At 64.0% G+C, this 19,034-nt stretch carries 14 protein-coding genes; 11 read left to right on the plus strand and 3 right to left on the minus strand.

Annotated features, from left to right (window positions below; translation table 11 throughout):
- Positions 1–56: 56 nt before the first annotated feature.
- Positions 57–869, minus strand: coding sequence for an exodeoxyribonuclease III (gene xthA, locus FB481_RS20650; protein ID WP_147177579.1), 813 nt, complete (start codon positions 867–869; stop codon positions 57–59).
- Positions 870–1,045: 176 nt separating this feature from the next.
- Here xthA and FB481_RS20655 point away from each other — a divergent pair, with 176 nt between their 5' ends.
- The 3 genes from FB481_RS20655 to tpx all read left to right on the plus strand — a co-directional run bounded on the left by FB481_RS20655 (position 1,046) and on the right by tpx (position 7,018).
- On the plus strand, positions 1,046–2,740 hold the full coding sequence (locus FB481_RS20655; RefSeq protein WP_147177580.1) for an autotransporter assembly complex family protein: 1,695 nt from the start codon (positions 1,046–1,048) through the stop codon (positions 2,738–2,740).
- Positions 2,737–6,408 carry a translocation/assembly module TamB domain-containing protein gene (locus tag FB481_RS20660; RefSeq protein ID WP_147177581.1) on the plus strand — a complete coding sequence of 1,224 codons (3,672 nt, stop codon included), beginning with the start codon at positions 2,737–2,739 and terminating at the stop codon, positions 6,406–6,408. Before FB481_RS20655 ends, FB481_RS20660 begins: the two co-directional genes overlap by 4 nt.
- A 109-nt stretch (positions 6,409–6,517) precedes the next feature.
- Positions 6,518–7,018: a thiol peroxidase gene (gene tpx / locus FB481_RS20665; protein WP_147177582.1), complete on the plus strand. Its 501-nt coding sequence runs from the start codon at positions 6,518–6,520 to the stop codon at positions 7,016–7,018.
- Positions 7,019–7,067: 49 nt separating this feature from the next.
- Here the strand turns inward: tpx and FB481_RS20670 are convergent, their stop codons facing one another.
- On the minus strand, positions 7,068–8,063 hold the full coding sequence (locus tag FB481_RS20670; protein ID WP_147177583.1) for an aldo/keto reductase: 996 nt from the start codon (positions 8,061–8,063) through the stop codon (positions 7,068–7,070).
- Between the two features lie 105 nt (positions 8,064–8,168).
- Between FB481_RS20670 and FB481_RS20675 the strand changes: the two genes are divergently transcribed.
- Positions 8,169–9,080 (plus strand): LysR family transcriptional regulator, encoded by a 912-nt coding sequence (locus tag FB481_RS20675; RefSeq protein ID WP_147177584.1) that lies wholly within the window; start codon positions 8,169–8,171, stop codon positions 9,078–9,080.
- A gap of 310 nt (positions 9,081–9,390) precedes the next feature.
- Here the strand turns inward: FB481_RS20675 and FB481_RS20680 are convergent, their stop codons facing one another.
- Positions 9,391–10,326, minus strand: coding sequence for a LysR family transcriptional regulator (locus FB481_RS20680; protein ID WP_147177585.1), 936 nt, complete (start codon positions 10,324–10,326; stop codon positions 9,391–9,393).
- Between the two features lie 225 nt (positions 10,327–10,551).
- On the opposite strand from FB481_RS20680, the gene chvE reads away from it, so the two are divergent.
- The 7 genes from chvE to FB481_RS20715 all read left to right on the plus strand — a co-directional run bounded on the left by chvE (position 10,552) and on the right by FB481_RS20715 (position 18,904).
- Complete coding sequence (gene chvE / locus FB481_RS20685; protein WP_027905527.1) at positions 10,552–11,616, plus strand: multiple monosaccharide ABC transporter substrate-binding protein; 1,065 nt, start codon at positions 10,552–10,554, stop codon at positions 11,614–11,616.
- A 105-nt stretch (positions 11,617–11,721) separates the two neighbouring features.
- Entirely contained in the window at positions 11,722–13,248 is a 1,527-nt protein-coding gene (gene mmsA, locus FB481_RS20690) for a multiple monosaccharide ABC transporter ATP-binding protein (protein WP_147177586.1), read from the plus strand.
- Positions 13,249–13,262: 14 nt separating this feature from the next.
- Positions 13,263–14,474 (plus strand): multiple monosaccharide ABC transporter permease, encoded by a 1,212-nt coding sequence (gene mmsB, locus FB481_RS20695; protein WP_093504439.1) that lies wholly within the window; start codon positions 13,263–13,265, stop codon positions 14,472–14,474.
- 90 nt (positions 14,475–14,564) lie between these two features.
- Positions 14,565–15,347 (plus strand): SDR family NAD(P)-dependent oxidoreductase, encoded by a 783-nt coding sequence (locus FB481_RS20700; RefSeq protein ID WP_147177587.1) that lies wholly within the window; start codon positions 14,565–14,567, stop codon positions 15,345–15,347.
- On the plus strand, positions 15,344–17,089 hold the full coding sequence (gene araD / locus FB481_RS20705) for an L-arabinonate dehydratase (RefSeq protein WP_147177588.1): 1,746 nt from the start codon (positions 15,344–15,346) through the stop codon (positions 17,087–17,089). Before FB481_RS20700 ends, araD begins: the two co-directional genes overlap by 4 nt.
- Positions 17,090–17,108: 19 nt before the next feature.
- Positions 17,109–18,014 (plus strand): 2-dehydro-3-deoxygalactonokinase, encoded by a 906-nt coding sequence (locus tag FB481_RS20710; RefSeq protein ID WP_147177589.1) that lies wholly within the window; start codon positions 17,109–17,111, stop codon positions 18,012–18,014.
- A 2-nt stretch (positions 18,015–18,016) separates the two neighbouring features.
- A complete protein-coding gene (locus tag FB481_RS20715; protein ID WP_147177590.1) occupies positions 18,017–18,904 on the plus strand; it encodes an SMP-30/gluconolactonase/LRE family protein in 888 nt (295 codons plus the stop codon).
- The last annotated feature ends 130 nt before the right edge of the window (positions 18,905–19,034 follow it).

Genomic DNA, 19,034 nt, shown 5'->3' on the forward strand with positions numbered 1-19,034 from the left:
GATGGCGGAAGTGCTGCGACGATAAGACAGAAAAATGACTACACGATGACGAAGGGTCAGCCCAGGTGCAGCCAGATCGGCGCGTGATCGGAGGGCTTTTCCATGCCGCGCAGTTCGTAGTCGATACCTGCGTCCTTGAGGCGGTCCTGCAGGGCACGTGAGGCGAGGATCACGTCGATGCGCAGGCCACGCTTGGGTTCGTCCTCGAAACCGCGGCTTCGGTAGTCGAACCAGCTGAAACGGTCATCCACCCCGGGATGCAATTGGCGGAAGCTGTCGACCAAGCCCCAGTTCTTCAGGGTCGCCAGCCACTCGCGCTCTTCAGGCAGGAAGCTGCATTTACCGGTTTTCAGCCAGCGCTTGCGGTTCACCTCGCCGATGCCGATGTCGCAATCCTCGGGGGAGATATTGATGTCGCCCATGACGATCAGCGGCTGATCGTGGGCGAAGCAGCTGCTCAGCAGCGTCTGCAGGTCGGCGTAGAAGCGCTGCTTGGCGGGAAACTTGGTGGGGTGGTCACGGCTTTCGCCCTGGGGAAAGTAGCCATTCATCACGGTCACAGGGTTGCCGTTGGCATCGGCATAGGTGCCGTAGATGAAGCGGCGCTGCGAGTCTTCGTCGTCGTCCGGAAAACCCTTGGCGATGTCCAGCGGTGCCTGGCGCGACAGCAACGCCACGCCGTAATGACCCTTCTGGCCGTGGTAGTGCACGTGGTAGCCCAGGGCCCGAATCTCCGCCTCGGGGAACTGGTCGTCGCTGACCTTGGTTTCCTGCAGGCCGATCACATCCGGCTGGTGCTTCTCGATCAGTGCCGCGAGTTGATGCGGGCGGGCGCGCAAGCCATTGATGTTGAAGGAAACGAGTTTCATGTCGGCGATCCTGAGCGTAGCTGGCGGTAAAACCGCGATGCTAGCTGATCGCGTCGCCAGGCGGCCAGCGCAGCGGGAAATCGTTTCGATACGTACAGGCATAAAAATGGTGCGTTCGCCGTGATAGCATCGCCGCCATGAGAGTACTTTCGACCCTCGGCGCGGGATGCGCGCTCATGCTGTTCAGTGCCACGTTGCTCGCCGAGGATGCTCGCCTGGTGGTCAGCGTGCAGCCGGCCAACAATGCCCTGAAGAGTAACGTCGAAGGTTATATCGGCAACCTGGGCGAACGTGATGCTGAAGCTCTGCAGCGTCTGCGTCGGGTGGTCGAGGGCCAGGCCGAAAAAGCCGCCCAGGCGCTGGGCTACTACCAGGCGCAGATCAGCACTGAAGTGATCGAGCAGACGCCGCCGCGCCTCAATGTGCGCGTCGTGCCCGGCGAGCCGGTGCGCCTCGGCAACGTCACCGTGCGTGTCGATGGCCCTGCTTCGCAAATGCGCGCCTTCCAGCTACCGAAGGACGCCGAGCTCAAACCGGGGGCGCGGCTCAATCACGGCCGATATGAGGCCGCCAAACGGCATATCCAGAATCAGGCATCGCGTTACGGCTTCTTTCGCGGGCGCTTCACCCAGCAGAGCCTGCGCATCAATCCCCAGGCTGGGGTGGCCGACATCGAGCTGGTCTACGACAGCGGCCCGCGCTACACCCTGGGCCAGGTCAGTTTCGATGGCGACATGCCCTTCGATGACGAACTGCTGCAGCGCATGGTGCCGTTCCCGGCAGACACGCCCTACGACTCCGAGCGGATCGCCGAGCTGTATGAGGCGCTGCGCTCCAGTGGTTACTTCGAGTCGGTGCGCGTCGATGCCAGTCCCACGGTAGCCGAGCAGCAGGTGATTCCGGTCAAGGTCCATCTGCAGACTCGCCTGCCGCGCACCATGGGGCTGGGCCTGGGTTTTTCCACCGACGTTGGCCCGCGCGGTCGCATCCAGTGGGAGCGCCACTGGGCCAACCCGCAGGGCCACAGTTACGGCGCGGAAATGGAGCTGTCGGCGCCGCGGCAGAATGTCGGCCTGTGGTACGACATTCCCGGCAATCCGCCGATGACCGACAAGCTGCGTCTGGCCGGCGGTTACCAGTATGAAGAACTGGCCAATACCGACAGCCTCAGCCGCCTGCTGACCGTCGGCCCGGAATGGCACAGCAAGCTCGACAGTGGCTGGCAGCGGGTGATCTCCCTGAAGTGGCAGCGCGAGGAGTATCGCCTCGGCGACGACTCGGGCCTCAGTACGTTGTTGATGCCGGGTATCAGTTATTCGTACCTGCACAGCGATAGCCGCATCGACCCCAACAACGGCTATCGCCTGCAGTTCGATGCCTCGGTGGCCAAGGAGGGGCTGCTCTCCGACTCCGATGTGGTGCACGGCAATGTGCTGGTCAAGGGCCTGACCACGCTCTGGCAGAACCATCGTTTTCTCGCCCGGGCACAATTCGGCGGCACCGAATCCAAGGGCTTCAACTCCTCGGTGCCGCCGTCGCTGCGTTTCTTCGCTGGTGGCGATCAGAGCGTGCGCGGCTACGACTACCAGAGCCTGTCGCCGGAGAACAGCGATGGCGACCGCATCGGCGGGCGCTATATGGTCGCGGCCAGCGCCGAGTATCAGTACAGCATCCTCGACAAGTGGCGCGTGGCGACCTTCTACGACACCGGTAACGCCTTCAATTCCCTGCAGATGCCATCGCTGAAAAGCGCCGTGGGCATCGGCGTGCGCTGGGTGTCGCCGGTCGGGCCACTGCGCCTGGATCTGGCCCATCCGCTGGATGACGAAGGCGGCGTGCGCCTGCACTTTTCCATGGGGCCGGAACTGTGAGGCGTGCGCTGAACTACACCGGCTTGAGCCTGGCCGGACTGCTCGCACTGCTCGTAGTAGTACTTGTCTGGATGCTGGGCACAGCCGCCGGCAGCCGCTTTACGCTTGGCCAGGTGCCTGGCCTTGCGGTCGACGGATTTCAGGGGCGCCTGGGCGGGCACTGGACGGCCGAGCAAGTGCGCTGGCAGCAGGGCGACGATCAGGTACTGGTCCGCCAGGCGCAATTCGACTGGTCGCCGTCATGCCTGCTGCGCCTGACGCTGTGCATCAACACGCTGCGCAGCGAACGCATCGAGCTGAATTTCGCGCCCAGCGAGGCGCCGCCAAGCGACGAGCCTTTCAGCCTGCCGCAACTGAACCTGCCGCTGGCGCTCGAGGTCGGCGAGGTGTGGCTCGGCAGCCTGCAGCTCAATGGCGCCGATCAGCTGCAAGGCCTCGAACTCGCCGCGGATTGGGTCAGCGAAGGGCTGAATATCCGTCGTCTGCATGTGCAGCGCGACGAGCTGGTCGTCGACCTGCAGGGCCACGTGCAACCCAGCGGTGAATGGCCGTTGAAGCTCAAGGGTAGCGCTGTGCTGCCGGCACCCGGCGACAAGCCCTGGAACCTGGCGCTAGAGATAGAAGGTGAGCTACGCCAGGGCCTGGCGCTGATGATCGACAGCTCCGGCTATCTGGCGGGCCGCCTGAGCGGCGAGGTGCAGCCACTGGCCGAGCACATTCCGGCGCGGCTCTCCTTCAGCGCCGACGATTTCAAGGCTGTCGATTCGTTGCCCGAGACCCTGCGCCTCAAGGGTGTGGCGCTGCGGGCCGGTGGCAACCTGCAGGAAGGCTACCAGTTTCACGGTGTTGGCTTGCTGCCTGCCGATGGCGCCGTGGTGGCTCTGTCGCTGGACGGCCGTGTCGACGCCAAGGGTGCGGATATCGAGAATTTGAGCCTGTCAGCCGGTCCAGGCGAACGCTTAGCCGTCAACGGACGCCTCGACTGGCAGGACGGCTTCAGCGCCGATACCCACATCGATTGGGAAAACTTCCCCTGGCAGCGCCTCTATCCCATGGACGATGCACCCCCAGTGACCCTGAAGACGCTGACCGGTGATCTGGCCTACGACAATGGCAATTACCTCGGCAACCTGTCCGCGGCACTGGATGGCCCGGCCGGCGCCTTCGAAGTGCAGACGCCATTGAGCGGCGACCTGCAGCAGATCCATCTGCCGCAGTTACAGGTGCGCGCCGGGCAGGGCAAGATCGAGGGCCAGCTCACTGTGGGTTTTGCCGAGGCGATCCGCTGGAATGCGCAATTGCAGGTCAGCGACTTCGACCCCGCCTACTGGGTCGCCGAGCTGCCCGGGCGTATCGCCGGGCCGATTCGCAGCAAAGGCCAGTTGCTCGGCGGGCGCCTGGAGTTAACCGGCGATCTGGACTTGCAGGGACGCCTGCGGGGCCAGCCGGCGCAATTGCAAACCCAGCTAGCTGGCGCTGGCGAGCGCTGGGATGTGAGTACGCTCAGCCTGCGCCTGGGTGACAACCGCATTGATGGCAGCGGCCAGCTGGATCAGCGCCTGCAGGGCCAGTTACGGATCGCTCTCAACCGTCTCGGCCAGTTGTGGCCCGGTTTGCAAGGTCAGGCTAGCGGTCGCCTGGATCTGGCTGGCAGTCTGCAAGCGCCACAAGGCACTTTCACCTTGAGCGGTCAGTCCTTGGCCTTCGAGGAAACCCGCCTGAGGCAACTGGGTCTGGACGCCACCCTGGATGACAACGGCCAGGCCAAGCTGCAACTGCGTGGGCAGGGCATCGCCAGTGGCGATAGCCAGTTTGGGAACCTGACGGTCAATGGCGCCGGCAACCAGCGCCAGCAGCAGATGGACCTGAGCCTGCAGGGGCCGCAGCTGCAAACCAGCCTGGCGCTGGACGGCACCCTGGACAAGGGTGACTGGCGGGGACGCCTGAGCCGCATCGAGATCCAGGCCGGCGGGCAGGACTGGCGCTTGCAGGCACCGGCCTCCCTGGTGCGGCTGGCCAGTGGCGAGATCGACCTTGGTGCCCATTGCCTGCGGTCCGGTGGGGCCAGCCTGTGCGGCGAGAACCAGCGCCTGCAGCCGGAGCCGAAGATCCGTTATCGCCTGGCTGACTTCCCGCTCGATAGCCTGTCGCCGTGGTTTCCGAAGGATTTCGCCTGGCAGGGCACCCTCGATGCCGACGTGCATCTGGATCTGCCAGCGGCCGGCCCCAATGGCCGCGTGGTGGTGGATGCCGGCAGCGGTACCTGGCGGGTGCGCGACAACGAACAGTGGGTCGACTTCACCTACGACAGCCTGCGCCTGAGCAGCGAGCTGCGGCCTCAGCGCATCGACAGCGAGCTGAGCCTGCGTGGCCCGCGCATCGGCGAGCTGTCGGTGCAGGCGCAGTTGGACCCGCGGCCGGATAACAAGCCGCTGTCCGGCCAGTTCCGCTTGAGCGGTCTCGACCTGGCCATCGCGCGGCCGTTCGTGCCCATGGTCGAGCGCCTGACTGGGCAACTGAATGGCAGCGGCACGCTGTCTGGCGATCTGCTCAAGCCCCTGGTCAACGGCCAGTTGGCGCTCAGCAATGGCGAAGTGTCCGGCGGCGAGCTGCCGACCAGCTTCGAGGATCTGCAGGTGCGCGTGCTGATCGCTGGTGAAAGCCTGCAGCTCAACGGCGGCTGGCGCAGTGGCGAGCAGGGCCAGGGCACGCTCAACGGAGCGCTGGCCTGGGGCGGCCCGCTCAGCGGCAGCCTGAACGTGCAGGGCAATCGCCTGCCGGTGAATGTCGAGCCGTACGCCAATCTGGAAGTGGCGCCGGATATGCAGGTGCGCCTGGCCGATGATCAGCTGTCGGTCAGCGGCAAAGTATCAATTCCCCGCGGCAAGATCGTCGTACGCGAGCTGCCGCCGTCCACGGTGAAAGTCTCGGATGATGCTGTGATCGTTGGCGACGAAACCCGGGAAAAGCAGCCGGTGGCGATCAGCATGGACATCGACGTGGACGTCGGCAGTGACAAGCTGACCTTCAGCGGTTTCGGACTCAACGCCGAACTGGTCGGACGGGTGCACATCGGCGATGACCTCGATACCCGCGGCGAGCTGAACCTCAACAAGGGCAACTTCCGCGGCTACGGTCAGCGTCTGACCATCCGACGTGCGCGTCTGCTGTTCGCTGGGCCTATCGACCAGCCGTTCCTGGATATTGAAGCGATTCGCAAGGTCGACGGCGTGGTGGCCGGACTGCGCCTGACCGGCAGCGCAGATCAGCCACGCACCGAGGTGTTCTCCGAGCCGGCCATGAGCCAGGAACAGGCGCTGTCCTATCTGGTGCTAGGGCGCCCGCTGTCGAGCGGCAGCGAGGACAACAACATGCTTGCCCAGGCGGCATTGGCTCTCGGCGTGGCCGGCAGTTCCGGGGTCACCGGCTCGGTCGCCGAGAGCCTGGGCATTCAGGACTTCCAACTGGACACCGACGGAAGCGGCCGCAGCACCAGCGTGGTGGCCAGTGGCAACTTGTCCGAGCGCTTGAGCCTGCGTTACGGCGTCGGCGTGTTCGAGCCGGTCAACACCGTGGCGCTGCGTTACGCGCTGACGCGACGCCTGTATCTGGAGGCTGCCAGCGGCCTGGCCAGCTCTCTTGACCTGTTCTACAAGCGCGATTTCTAGGCCGGTAGCCGGCGGCTCACGGCGCCAAGATAAGCGTTTGCGGGCCGCTGTTACTGGCGTAGGATGACCGCTCCTGCGTGTTTCCAACCATCAAGAGAAGGATCGTTTCATGGCACAAGTAACCCTGCGCGGTAACCCGGTTGAAGTCGCTGGCCAGTTGCCGCAAGTCGGTCAGCAAGCGCCGGCATTCACCCTGGTTGGCGCTGGCCTGGCTGACGTCAGCCTGAGCAGCCTGGCGGGCAAGCGCAAAGTGCTGAACATTTTTCCAAGCGTCGACACCCCGACCTGCGCCACCTCGGTACGCAAGTTCAACGCCGAGGCCAGCAAGCTGGAGAACACTGCGGTGCTGTGCATCTCGGCCGACCTGCCGTTCGCCCAGGCGCGCTTCTGCGGTGCCGAAGGCCTGGAAAACGTCCAGAATCTGTCGACCATGCGCGGCGCCGAGTTCCTCAAGGACTACGGCGTAGCTCTGAGCTCCGGCCCGCTGACTGGCGTGGCAGCCCGCGCCGTGGTGGTGCTCGATGAGAACGACAAGGTGCTGCACAGTGAGCTGGTCGGCGAAATCGCTGACGAGCCAAACTATGACGCGGCCCTGGCTGCGCTGAAGTAAGCCAACCGCGTTACCCGAAACGGCCTGCCTTGCGCAGGCCGTTTTCGTTTCAGAGGTTCAGCGTCTGCATTGACCCTGGCGTGTAGCGTTCACCGGCGACGGCCTTAGCAGGAAAGATATCGTCCAGCGCCGCCACCTCATTCATGCTCAACTCGATCTCCAGCGCCGCCAGATTTTCATCCAGATAGCGGCGGCGCTTGGTGCCGGGGATCGGCACAATGTCCTCGCCCTTAGCCAATACCCAGGCGAGCGCCAGTTGTGCAGCGCTGATGCCCTTGTCGGCAGCCATGCTCTGCACCTTGGCAACCAGTTGCAGGTTTCTGGCGAAGTTCTCGCCCTGAAAGCGCGGATTGTGGCGACGGAAATCATCGGCCTCAAAATCGTCAGGGCTCTGCAGCGCACCGGTCAAGAAGCCTCGGCCAAGTGGACTGTAAGGCACGAAGGCGATGCCCAGTTCCCGGCAGGTTGCCAGCACGCCGTTTTCTTCGGGGTCGCGGGTCCACAGCGAATACTCGGTTTGTACTGCTGTGATGGGGTGTACCGCGTGGGCGCGACGCAGGGTGGCCGGTGCCACTTCGCTGAGGCCGATATGGCGGATTTTGCCCTGAGCGACCAGCTCGGCAAGCGCACCGACAGTCTCTTCGATGGGGACAGCGGGATCGATGCGATGCTGGTAGTACAGATCCAAATAATCCGTGCCCAGGCGTTTCAGGCTGCCCTCGATGGATTGGCGCACATAATCGGGATGACCGCTGACGCCACGCTTGTGCGGGTCTTTGGCGTCGCGAAGGATGCCGAACTTGCTGGCCACGAAGGCCTGCTGGCGACGGCCGGCCAGGGCGCGGCCCAGTAGCTGTTCGTTGGTGTGCGGGCCGTACATATCGGCGGTGTCGAGGAAGTTCAGGCCGCGCTCGAGGGCATGGTGAATGGTGGCGATGGACTCACGGTCGTCACGGTCGGCCGTGTAGAAGTCGCTCATGCCCATGCAGCCCAGACCAATGGCTGAAACCTGAGGGCCGTTGTGGCCCAGTTGGCGGGTTTTCATCTTCAGCTCCTGTAAATGAGTGGAGCCAAGAGTTTGGTTGTTGCAGGTTTGCAGATAAACTGGCTAAAAATGCATGCACTATTCGGTTTTGGAAAATAATCAGTTATGGATCGCTTGCTTGCCATGCAGGTTTTCACGCGCATCGTCGAACTCGGCGGTTTTGGCAAGGCGGCCGACAGCCTGGGGCTACCCCGGGCTTCGGTGACGCAACTGATCAAACAGCTTGAGAAGCACCTGGGCGCGCAGCTGCTGCAGCGTACCACCCGACATGTCAGCCCTACGCTCGATGGCAGCGCCTACTACGAGCGCTGCCTGACCGTGCTGGCGGATATTGACGACGCCGAGTCGCTGTTCTCCGATGCCCGCGCCAACCCGCAAGGTCGTTTGTGCGTTGATCTGCCGGCCTCGATCAGCCACCGCGTGGTGATACCTTCGTTACCCGCGTTCTTTGCGCGCTACCCGCGTATCGAGCTGCAGATTGGCGCAAGTGACAGGCCGGTCGATCTGGTCCGTGAGGGCATCGACTGCGTGGTGCGCGCCGGTGCTGTGCATGATGTCAGCCTGGTCGCTCGGCCGCTGGCGCGGTTGCCGCAGGTTACCTGTGCAAGCAGCGCCTATATCGAGCGGCATGGCTTGCCGCGGGACTTGGACGAACTGTTAAGTAAGCATCAGGCGGTCAACTATGTGTCGCCGCTGACTGGCCGGCATTTTCCCTTCGATTTCATGGTGGCCGGCGAGCGTCGGGAACTGCAGATGCCCGGCTATATGGCGATCAGCAGCTCGGAAGGCTACGTGGCCGCCTGTGAGGCTGGTATGGGCATCATCCAAGCGCCGCTGTACCACGTGCGCGAGCAATTGCGCGCCGGCACGCTGCTCGAGGTGCTGCCCGAGTACCTGCCCGCGCCGATTGAGTTGGCGGCTCTGTACCCACCGCATCGCCAGCTGTCGCGGCGGGTGCGGGTGTTCGTCGATTGGCTGGTCGAGCTGTTCGGGCAGGCCGATCTGCATCGCCAATAGGGCAAGCTGCCTAGGGTCTGTTGCCGTTTCACGCACGGCTGCGCCGGAGCCCGTTTTGTCGCGAGGCAAGGCACGAGCCGCGAAGTTTAGCTAGCTAAATGAGCCGGCGAGAAACGCCGCATCGCGACAAAACGGGCCCGGCCCTAAGGGTTGTGCGGGAAATCTCGCCATGCGTCGTTGGAGGACTTGGCAAGGGAAAACGCGGACGGCTAGTCCATTCCCTGCGTCCTCCGCCTAGCGGATCGCCGCCCGGCCTGGCGAGATTTCTCGCGACAACGCGGCTCGCGTTGAAACGGCAACAGACCCTAGCTCAATGCGCCTTGTTCAGCGCGGCAGTGACCAGCCGGCGCAGACGGTTGGCCACCGGCGACAGCTCGCGACCTTTGACCAGCAGCAGGTAGTAGGGCGACATCTCGATAGTCATGTTCAGCGGCAGCACCTTGAGTTTGGCGCCGACCTGATCGCCGAGCAGCAGGTCCGGCACTTCGCTGGCCAGCGGCGCGATGGCCGATGACGACACCAGGATGGCAATCATCGCCAGGAGCGAAGTGGTGTTGGTGATGTTGGTCGGCAGCGGGGCGCCGGCGCTGAGAAAGGCGGTTTCCATCGCCTCGCGGATCGGCGCGCGGTGGCTCTGCATGACCCATTCGTAGGGCGACAGGTCGCGCAGCGTCACCTGGTCGACGTTGGCCAGCGGGTGATCCTGGCGCACGATCAGCTTGAGGGTTTCGGTGCGCGCCGGGTAGATCTCGAAATCCGCCGGGTTGACGCCGCGGGGCAGGCGGGCCAGCACGAAGTCGTTCTTGCCGCTGGCCAGGTCATGCACCAGCTCGTCACTGGCGGCGACGTTGACGTGCACGTCGGCGCGCGGCGAGATGGCCTTGAGCTGGCGAATCGCCGGGATCACGAAACCCACCGCTGCACCGGTCACCGCGCCGACCGTGGTCATGCCGCCTTCACCGCGTTTGAGCTCTTCAACATCCTGGGCCAGGTCGCGCAGCTCCACCAGCATGTTGTGTGCGCGACGGGCCAGGGCTCGGCCGATCAGCGTTGGCACCATGCCCTTGGCGTGGCGCTCGAACAGCCGCGCGCCAAGGGTGTGTTCGATGTCGGCGAGCATGCGCGAGGCTGCCGGCTGGGTGACGATCAGCTCGTCGGCGGCCAGGCCAAGCTGGCCGTGCTCGGCGATGGCGGCGATCAGCCGCAGTTGCGGGATCTTCAGATGGCGGGCAATTCCGATATCCATGGTGGTGCTCGTTGTTGTCGTTATGGGAGCGAGTGTGCGCCCGAGCGTAAGTACTGTCGATTAGCTGCATAACAATTTTGGTATGCAGTTGAGCGAAATATGAATTTGCCTGATATGCGGTGTGCTTCTATCGTCAGCTCTGCTTTGAGCTCTTCGTTGCCCAACAACAATAAATCGCGATGTCGCGCGTCCCTGAGCGCGCCAGGCGTCGCCAGGAGAAGCTGAATGAACACCATCCGTAAACTCGTGGCCGCCATGGCCATGGGCGCCACTCTGGTCAGCGCTGCATCGGTTGGCGCTGCCGAAAAGGGCTTCGTCGGTATCGCGATGCCGACCAAGTCGTCCGCGCGCTGGATCGACGACGGCAACAACATGGTCAAGCAGCTGGAGAAAGCCGGCTACAAGGCTGACCTGCAGTACGCCGAAGACGACATTCCCACCCAGGTCTCGCAGATCGAGAACATGATGGTCAAGGGCGTAAACGTCCTGGTCATCGCTGCCATCGATGGCACCACCCTGACCAACGCCCTGGAAAACGCCGACGCTGCCGGCATCAAGGTGATCGCCTATGACCGCCTGATCCGTGACAGCGAATACGTCGACTACTATGCGACCTTCGACAACACCAAGGTTGGCGTGCTGCAGGCCGAATCCCTGGTCAAGGGCATGCAGGCGCGCGGCAAGGGTCCGTACAACGTCGAGCTGTTCGGTGGCTCGCCGGACGACAACAACGCCTACTTCTTCTACAACGGCGCCATGTCGGTGCTGCAGCCGCTGATCGACAAGGGCGAGATCAAGATCCTTTCCGGCCAGACCGGCATGGGCAAGGTCGGCACCCTGCGTTGGGACGGCGCTACCGCCCAGGCACGCATGGATAACCTGCTGTCCGCCAACTACACCAAGGAGCGCCTCGATGGCGTGCTGTCGCCCTATGACGGTATATCCATCGGCGTGCTGTCGTCCCTGAAAGGTGTTGGCTACGGTTCCGGCGACATGCCGATGCCGATCGTCACCGGTCAGGATTCGGAAGTGCCGTCGGTGAAATCGATCCTCGCCGGCGAGCAGTATTCGTCGATCTTCAAGGACACTCGCCAGCTGGCCGAAGTGACCGTCGGCATGGTCAAGGCGCTGCTCGAAGGCAGCGAGCCGCAGATCAACGACACCAAGACCTACGACAACGGCAAGAAGGTCGTTCCGGCCTACCTGCTGCAGCCGGTCACGGTCGACAAGAGCAACTGGGAAAAGGTGTTGATCGACAGCGGTTACTACACCAAGAACCAGATCCAGTAAGCCGCTCTGCCGGCAGCCTCGTCGCTGCCGGCCTTTCACCTCCTTGTTTACCTGAGCATGGCGCGCTCGCTGCGGCTGGCGCGTGCCTTGCGGATGGATAAAGCCATGCAGCAAGACATCATTCTGGAAATGCGCGGCATCACCAAGACGTTCCCCGGCGTGAAAGCGCTCAACAACGTCAATCTGAAGGTGCGACGCGGCGAAATTCACGCCCTGTGCGGCGAGAACGGCGCCGGCAAGTCGACCCTGATGAAGGTGCTCAGCGGCGTGTATCCCCACGGCAGCTACGAAGGCGAGATCGTCTACGAAGGCAAGCCGCTGGCCTTCACCGGCATTCGCGACAGCGAGCGTGAAGGCATCATCATCATCCACCAGGAGCTGGCGCTGGTGCCGCTGCTGTCGATCGCCGAGAACCTGTTTCTCGGTAACGAGATCGCCAGTAATGGCGTGATCGACTGGCCCGAGGTGTACCGGCGCACCGAAACGCTGCTCAAGAAAGTCGGCCTCGACGAGGTCGCCACCACGCCGGTGGAGAAGCTTGGTGTCGGCAAGCAGCAACTGGTGGAAATCGCCAAGGCGCTGGCCAAGGACGTCAAACTCCTGATTCTCGATGAGCCCACCGCGGCGCTGCAGGAAAACGACAGCCAGAAGCTGCTCGACCTGCTGCTGGAGTTTCGCGCCCAGGGGATTTCCTCGATTCTGATTTCCCACAAGCTCAACGAAGTCAGCCGCGTCGCCGACAGCATCACGGTGCTGCGCGACGGCGCCTCGGTGAGCAGCATGGATTGCCATACCGAAGCGGTCAGTGAAGAAACCATCATTCGCGGCATGGTCGGCCGCGACATGGAGAACCGCTACCCGGAGCGCACGCCGCGGATCGGCGAAACCCTGTTGGAGATTCGCGACTGGAACGTCTGGCACCCCGAGTCGGCGTCCCGGCAGATGATCCGCAACGTCAACCTGCGCGTGGCCGCTGGCGAAGTGGTCGGCATCGCCGGGTTGATGGGGGCAGGGCGCACCGAGCTGGCGATGAGCGTGTTCGGCAAGAGCTACGGGCGCAACATCTCCGGCTCCGTACACCTGCGCGGCCAGCCGATCGACGTGTCGACCGTGCGCCGCGCGGTGGACAACGGCATCGCCTACGTCACCGAAGACCGCAAGGCCCTGGGCCTGGTGCTCGACGAGAGCATCCAGTGCAACACCACCCTGGCCAACCTGCCAGGCGTGTCGAAGCACGGGGTGATCGACGAGCACGAGGAGCGCCGGGTCGCCGAGCAGTACCGCGAGGCCATGCACATCCGCACGCCGGGGGTATTCCAGAAGGTGCTCAACCTGTCGGGCGGCAACCAGCAGAAGGTGGTGCTCAGCAAATGGCTGTTCGCCAAGCCCGAGGTGCTGATTCTCGACGAGCCCACCCGCGGCATCGACGTGGGTGCCAAGTTCGAGATCTACAGCTTGATCAACCAGCTCGCCGCCGATGGCAAGGGCGTGATCATCATCTCGTCGGAGATGCCTGAACTGCTGGGCATGTGCGACCGCATCTACGTAATGAACGACGGCGCCTTCCTGGGCGAACTGGCACGTGAAGAGGCGAGCCAGGAAAAGATCATGTCGATGATCGTCAAGGCGTGAGCGAGGACAACCCAATGGATAACAACAACCAAACCGCACAAACCCAGCAGGCCCAGCCGGCGCGCCCCTCGCTGCTGGGCCACATGAAGAGCCACATCCGCGACTACGGCATGCTGCTGACACTGGTGGTCATCATGGCGCTGTTCGAGGTGCTCACCGACGGCACGCTGATGCGCCCGGTCAACCTCACCAACCTGCTGCTGCAGAACAGCTACATCATCATCATGGCCCTGGGCATGTTGCTGGTGATCGTCTCGGGGCATATCGACCTGTCGGTCGGCTCGGTGGTCGGCTTCGTCGGCGCCGCCGCGGCGGTGATGATGGTGCAGTGGGGCTGGTCCACCTCGCTGGTGGTGCCGGTGTGCCTGTTGATGGGCTGTCTGATCGGCGCAGCTCAGGGGTACTGGATCGCCTATTGGCAAATCCCCTCGTTCATTGTGACGCTCGCCGGCATGCTTGTGTTTCGCGGCCTGACCCTGGCTGTACTCGACGGCCAATCGATCGGCCCGTTCTCCAGCAGCTTCCAGCTGATGAGCAACGGCTTCATTCCGGACATCTTCGGCGTCAAGCGCCCGAACGTCACCGCTCTGGTGCTCGGTGTGTTCGCTGCCGCGCTGATCATCTACCTGGCGGTACGTGGCCGTCGACGTGCCAAGCGCTACGGCATCGTCGACGAGCCCGGCGTGTTCTTCATCGCCAAGAACCTGCTGATCGCCGGCGCCATCGTCTATATCGCGTATCTCTTGGCCACCTATCGCGGCCTGCCGAACGTGCTGATCATCATGGCCATGCTGATCAGCGCCTACACCTTCCTGACCAACCGCACCACGCTGGGCCGACGCATCTACGCCATCGGCGGCAACGTCAAGGCGGCCAAGCTGTCGGGCATCAACACCGAGCGCCTGACCTTCCTGGCCTTCGTCAACATGGGCATGCTCGCCGCCCTGGCCGGGCTGATCTTCGCCGCGCGCCTCAACACCGCCACGCCCAAGGCTGGCGTGTCGTTCGAGCTGGACGTGATCGCCGCGGTGTTCATCGGCGGAGCTTCGATGTCCGGTGGTGTCGGCAAGATCATCGGCGCAGTGATCGGCGCCCTGATCATGGGCGTGATGAACAACGGCATGTCGATCCTCGGCATCGGCATCGAATGGCAACAGGTGATCAAGGGCTTGGTGCTGCTCGCCGCTGTGATTTTCGACGTCGTCAACAAGAGCAAGTCCCGTTAAGAGACGCTGAAGCGCCATCCACCTATTTCCGTAGTACCGCGGGCGCCTGGCGAGGCTGGGCGCCGCGGGATGAACACGAGGTAACAGGCCATGAATAGCCACAATCAACCATCAGGCAAAGCGGTGTACGCCGACCTGGCTGGGCGCACCGTGCTGATTTCCGGTGGCGCCACCGGCATCGGCCGCGCACTGGTCACCGCGTTCGCCAGGCAGGGTGCGCGTACCGCCTTCGTCGATATCGACGACAAGCATGGCAAGGCCCTGGCCAGTGAGCTGACAGAAGCAGGCCACCAGGTGCTGTTCCTGCGCTGCGACATCACCGATGTGAAGGCCTATCAGGCGGCCATCCACAAGGTGGCTGAGCAGTTCGGGCCGATCACCGCGCTGCTCAACAACGCAGCCAATGACGTGCGCCACGCCCTGGATTCGATCAGCGTGGAGCGTTTCGACGAGCTGATCGCCGTCAACCTGCGCCACGCCACCTTCGCCACCCAGGCGGTGGTGCCGATGATGCGCCAGGCCGGTGGCGGCGCGATCATCAATTTCGGCTCGGTGGGCTGGATGATGGCCTCGGCCGGCTACCCGGTGTATGCCGCCAGCAAGGCCGCCACTCACGGTTTGACCCGTGGCCTGGCGCGGGATCTGGGCAAGGAGCGGATTCGCGTCAACACCCTGGTACCAGGCTGGGTGATGACCGAGAAGCAGTTGGCCATGTGGGTCGACGAAGCGGCCAAGGAACAGATCCGCCAGAACCAGTGCATGCCCGGCCAATTGCTGCCCGAGCATATCGCCGATATGGCGCTGTTTCTGGCATCCGACGCGGCGGCGATGTGCACCGCGCAGAATTTCATCGTTGATGGGGGTTGGGTATGAGCACCTTCAAACCGGCAGTCTGGCCGCGCAAGCTGCGCTCCACCGAATGGTTCGGCGGCAACTCGCGTGATCACATCTATCATCGTAGCTGGATGAAGAACCAGGGCTTGCCGGCCGACCTGTTCGACGGCCGCCCGGTGATCGGCATCTGCAATACGTGGTCGCAGCTCACGCCCTGCAACGCCCACCTGCGTGATCTGGCCGAACGGGTCAAGCACGGCATCTACGAAGCCGGCGGCCTGCCGCTGGAGTTCCCGGTGTTCTCGCCGGGTGAGAGCTCGCTGCGCCCGACCGCGATGATGTACCGCAACATGGCGGCGATGGACGTCGAGGAAGCGCTGCGCGCTAATCCGCTGGACGGCGTGGTGCTGCTGGCCGGTTGCGACAAGACCACCCCGGCGCTGCTGATGGGCGCCGCCAGCGTGGACATTCCGGCCATTCTGGTGTCCGGCGGGCCGATGCTCAACGGCTGGTTCCGTGGCGAGCGGGTCGGGTCGGGCACCGCGCTGTGGCAGATGTCCGAAGATATCAAGGCCGGCAAGATGAGCCGCGAGGACTTCCTTGAGGCCGAGCAGTCGATGTCCCGCTCGCCGGGCTCGTGCAATACCATGGGCACCGCCAGCACCATGGCCAGCATGGCCGAGGCACTGGGCATGGCGCTGTCTGGCAACGCGGCGATTCCCGCGGTGGACAGCCGCCGCCGGGTAATGGCGCACCTGACCGGGCGGCGCATCGTGCAGATGGTCAAGGACGACCTGAAACCGTCCGACATCATGACCCGTCAGGCTTTCGAGAACGCCATCCGCGTCAATGGCGCGATTGGCGGCTCGACCAATGCGGTGATTCACCTGCTGGCTATCGCCGGCCGCGTCGGCGTCGACCTGACCCTGGACGACTGGGACCGCCTGGGCCAGGACATCTCGACCATCGTCAACCTGATGCCCTCGGGCAAATACCTGATGGAAGAGTTCTTCTACGCCGGTGGCCTGCCGGTGGTGATCCGCATGCTCGGCGAGGGTGGCAAGCTGCACAAGGGCGCGCTGACCGCTTCCGGGCAGACCATCTGGGAAGAGGTCAAGGACGTTCGCAACTGGAACGAGGACGTCATCCGCCCCGTCGACAAGGCGCTCACCGCCAAAGGCGGCATCGCCGTGCTGCGCGGCAACCTGGCGCCACGCGGCGCGGTGCTCAAGCCTTCGGCGGCATCACCGCACCTGATGCAGCACCGCGGCCGCGCCGTGGTGTTCGAGGACATCGACGACTACAAGGCGAAGATCAACGACGAGAGCCTGGATATCGACGAAAACTGCGTGATGGTGCTGAAGAACTGTGGCCCGCGCGGTTATCCGGGCATGGCTGAAGTGGGCAACATGGGCCTGCCGCCCAAGGTGCTGCGCAAGGGCATCACCGACATGGTGCGCATTTCCGATGCACGCATGTCCGGCACGGCCTACGGCACCGTGGTGCTGCACACCACGCCGGAAGCGGCGGCCGGCGGCCCGTTGGCGGTGGTGCGCGATGGCGACATGATCGAACTCGACGTAGACGCCCGACGCATCCATCTGGATATCACCGATGAAGAACTGCGCCAGCGCCTGGCCGAGTGGAAACCCACCGTCGAGGCACCAACCAGTGGCTACATCAAGCTGTTCCACGATCACGTGGAGGGCGCCGACAGCGGCGCGGACTTCGACTTCCTCAAGGGCTGCCGTGGCGCCGGCATTCCCAAAGACAGCCATTGAGCAGGAGAGGGCGGCGCACATGAGCGAGGTCAGCTGGATCGCCGTCGACTGGGGCACCACGCAATTGCGCGCCTGGGCGCTGTCGGCTGACGGTGAGGTGCTGCAGCACGCTGCGTCGGCGCGGGGCATGGGCAGTCTGGCAGTGGATCAGTTCGAAGGTGCGCTGCTCGAGCTGATCGACGGCTGGCTGCCGGTCGACCGCGTCACCGAGGTGGTCGCCTGCGGCATGGTCGGCGCCCGCCAGGGCTGGCGTGAGGCGCCCTATGCCGAGGTGCCCTGTGCGCCCCAGTCCATGGCGCGCGTGATCAACCCTGAGGTCATCGATGCACGTATTCGCGTGTCGATCATCCCCGGCCTGTGTCAGCGTTCGCCGGCCGATGTGCTGCGCGGCGAGGAAACCCAGATCGCTGGTCTGCTGGTCGAGTGGCCGGATTATCACGGGCTGGTCTGCCTTCCCGGCACCCACAGCAAATGGGCCGAGGTGCGGGGTGGCAAGGTGCTGAGCTTCCAGACCTTCATGACCGGCGAGCTGTTCGCGCTGCTCAGCGGCCAATCGGTGCTGCGCCACGGCATGCAGGGCAATCATCCTTTGGATCGTTCGGCTTTCGATGCGGGGCTGCATGCCGCGACCGAACGCCCGCTGCTCGGCGCGCTATTCGGCCTGCGTGCCGAAAGCCTGCTCGAAGGGCTGGCCCCGGCCGCGGCGCGCTCGCGCCTGTCCGGTTTGCTGATCGGTCAGGAACTGTCGGGATTGCCTGAACACTGGCAGGGCCTGCCGGTCTGTGTAATCGGTGATGGCGAGGCAGCCGAGCGCTATCGTCACGCCCTGGCGGCCCAAGGCATCAGCGCCCGCACCCTGGGCGCCGAACAGGTCACCCTGGCTGGCTTGGCGGCCGCCCACCAGCACATTCGAGGAGGCATCTAGACATGGCTGCGCCCCCCCCCGGCAGCAACACCACCCGTATCGCCGATTCCCGGGTCTGCACCCTGGGCGAGGGCGTGCTCTGGCATCCGCGGCGCGAGCAGCTGTTCTGGTTCGATATCCTCGGCAAGCGTCTGCTTAGCCAGCAGGATGGGCAGCCGCTGGAATGGGCGCTCGGCGAGAGGGCGTCGGCCGCCGGCTGGATCGACAGCGATCGCCTGCTGATGGCCAGCGAAACGGCGCTGTCGATCTTCGATCTGCGCAGCGGTGCCCGCGAGCGGATCTGCGCCTTGGAAGCGGACAACCCGCTGACCCGCTCCAATGATGGCCGCGCCGACCCCTGGGGTGGTTTCTGGATAGGCACCATGGGCCTCGAAGCCCAGCCCCAGGCTGGCGCCATCTATCGTTATTACCGCGGCGAGCTGCGCCAGCTGTTCGCCGATATCACCATCAGCAACGCCATCTGTTTCTCGCCGGACCGGCGTTTCGGCTATTTCGCCGATACTGAACGCCAGCGCATCTGGCGCCAGGCGCTGGGCGAACAGCATGGCTGGCCGAGCGGTGAGCCACAGCTGTTCATCGATGGCCGCGTGGCAGGCCTAAACCCTGATGGCGCGGTGGTAGATGCCTTGGGCCGGCTGTGGAACGCCCAGTGGGGCGCCTCGCGGGTCGCCTGTTACGACAGCAACGGTCAGTTCCTGCAGGCTGTGGCCTTTCCCGCCTCGCAGATCTCCTGCCCGGCATTCGCGGGGCCGGATCTGTCGACCCTGTTCGCCACGTCCGCGCGCGAAGGCATGGAAGACGACCAACTCGCCGCCGAACCCCACGCTGGCAAGTTGTTCGCCGTCGATGTGCCGGTTCAGGGGCAGGCCGAACATCAGGTCGTGCTGTAAGCGCAGGCCGCCTTTCAAGCAACACCAGGCAACATATCCGTAATGCCTGACGAGCCCGAAACAGAGGGGTTATGGGCCGCTGAGTAATGCATTTATCACTTAAATTCAGGTGTGAAGGTAAATAGCCGGT

This window comes from Pseudomonas sp. AG1028, from assembly GCF_007993955.1.
In the GTDB taxonomy this organism is placed as follows: Bacteria; Pseudomonadota; Gammaproteobacteria; order Pseudomonadales; family Pseudomonadaceae; genus Aquipseudomonas; species Aquipseudomonas straminea.

Bases quoted from the DNA above. Each gene is read 5' to 3' on its own strand.
- mmsA (WP_147177586.1), top strand. From the start codon at position 11,722: ATGCAGCAAGACATCATTCTGGAAATGCGCGGCATCACCAAGACGTTC.
- mmsB (WP_093504439.1), top strand. From the start codon at position 13,263: ATGGATAACAACAACCAAACCGCACAAACCCAGCAGGCCCAGCCGGCG.
- tpx (WP_147177582.1), top strand. From the start codon at position 6,518: ATGGCACAAGTAACCCTGCGCGGTAACCCGGTTGAAGTCGCTGGCCAG.
- chvE (WP_027905527.1), top strand. From the start codon at position 10,552: ATGAACACCATCCGTAAACTCGTGGCCGCCATGGCCATGGGCGCCACT.
- FB481_RS20700 (WP_147177587.1), top strand. From the start codon at position 14,565: ATGAATAGCCACAATCAACCATCAGGCAAAGCGGTGTACGCCGACCTG.
- FB481_RS20680 (WP_147177585.1), bottom strand. From the start codon at position 10,326: ATGGATATCGGAATTGCCCGCCATCTGAAGATCCCGCAACTGCGGCTG.
- FB481_RS20715 (WP_147177590.1), top strand. From the start codon at position 18,017: ATGGCTGCGCCCCCCCCCGGCAGCAACACCACCCGTATCGCCGATTCC.
- FB481_RS20675 (WP_147177584.1), top strand. From the start codon at position 8,169: ATGGATCGCTTGCTTGCCATGCAGGTTTTCACGCGCATCGTCGAACTC.
- FB481_RS20655 (WP_147177580.1), top strand. From the start codon at position 1,046: ATGCTGTTCAGTGCCACGTTGCTCGCCGAGGATGCTCGCCTGGTGGTC.
- xthA (WP_147177579.1), bottom strand. From the start codon at position 869: ATGAAACTCGTTTCCTTCAACATCAATGGCTTGCGCGCCCGCCCGCAT.
- FB481_RS20670 (WP_147177583.1), bottom strand. From the start codon at position 8,063: ATGAAAACCCGCCAACTGGGCCACAACGGCCCTCAGGTTTCAGCCATT.
- araD (WP_147177588.1), top strand. From the start codon at position 15,344: ATGAGCACCTTCAAACCGGCAGTCTGGCCGCGCAAGCTGCGCTCCACC.
- FB481_RS20710 (WP_147177589.1), top strand. From the start codon at position 17,109: ATGAGCGAGGTCAGCTGGATCGCCGTCGACTGGGGCACCACGCAATTG.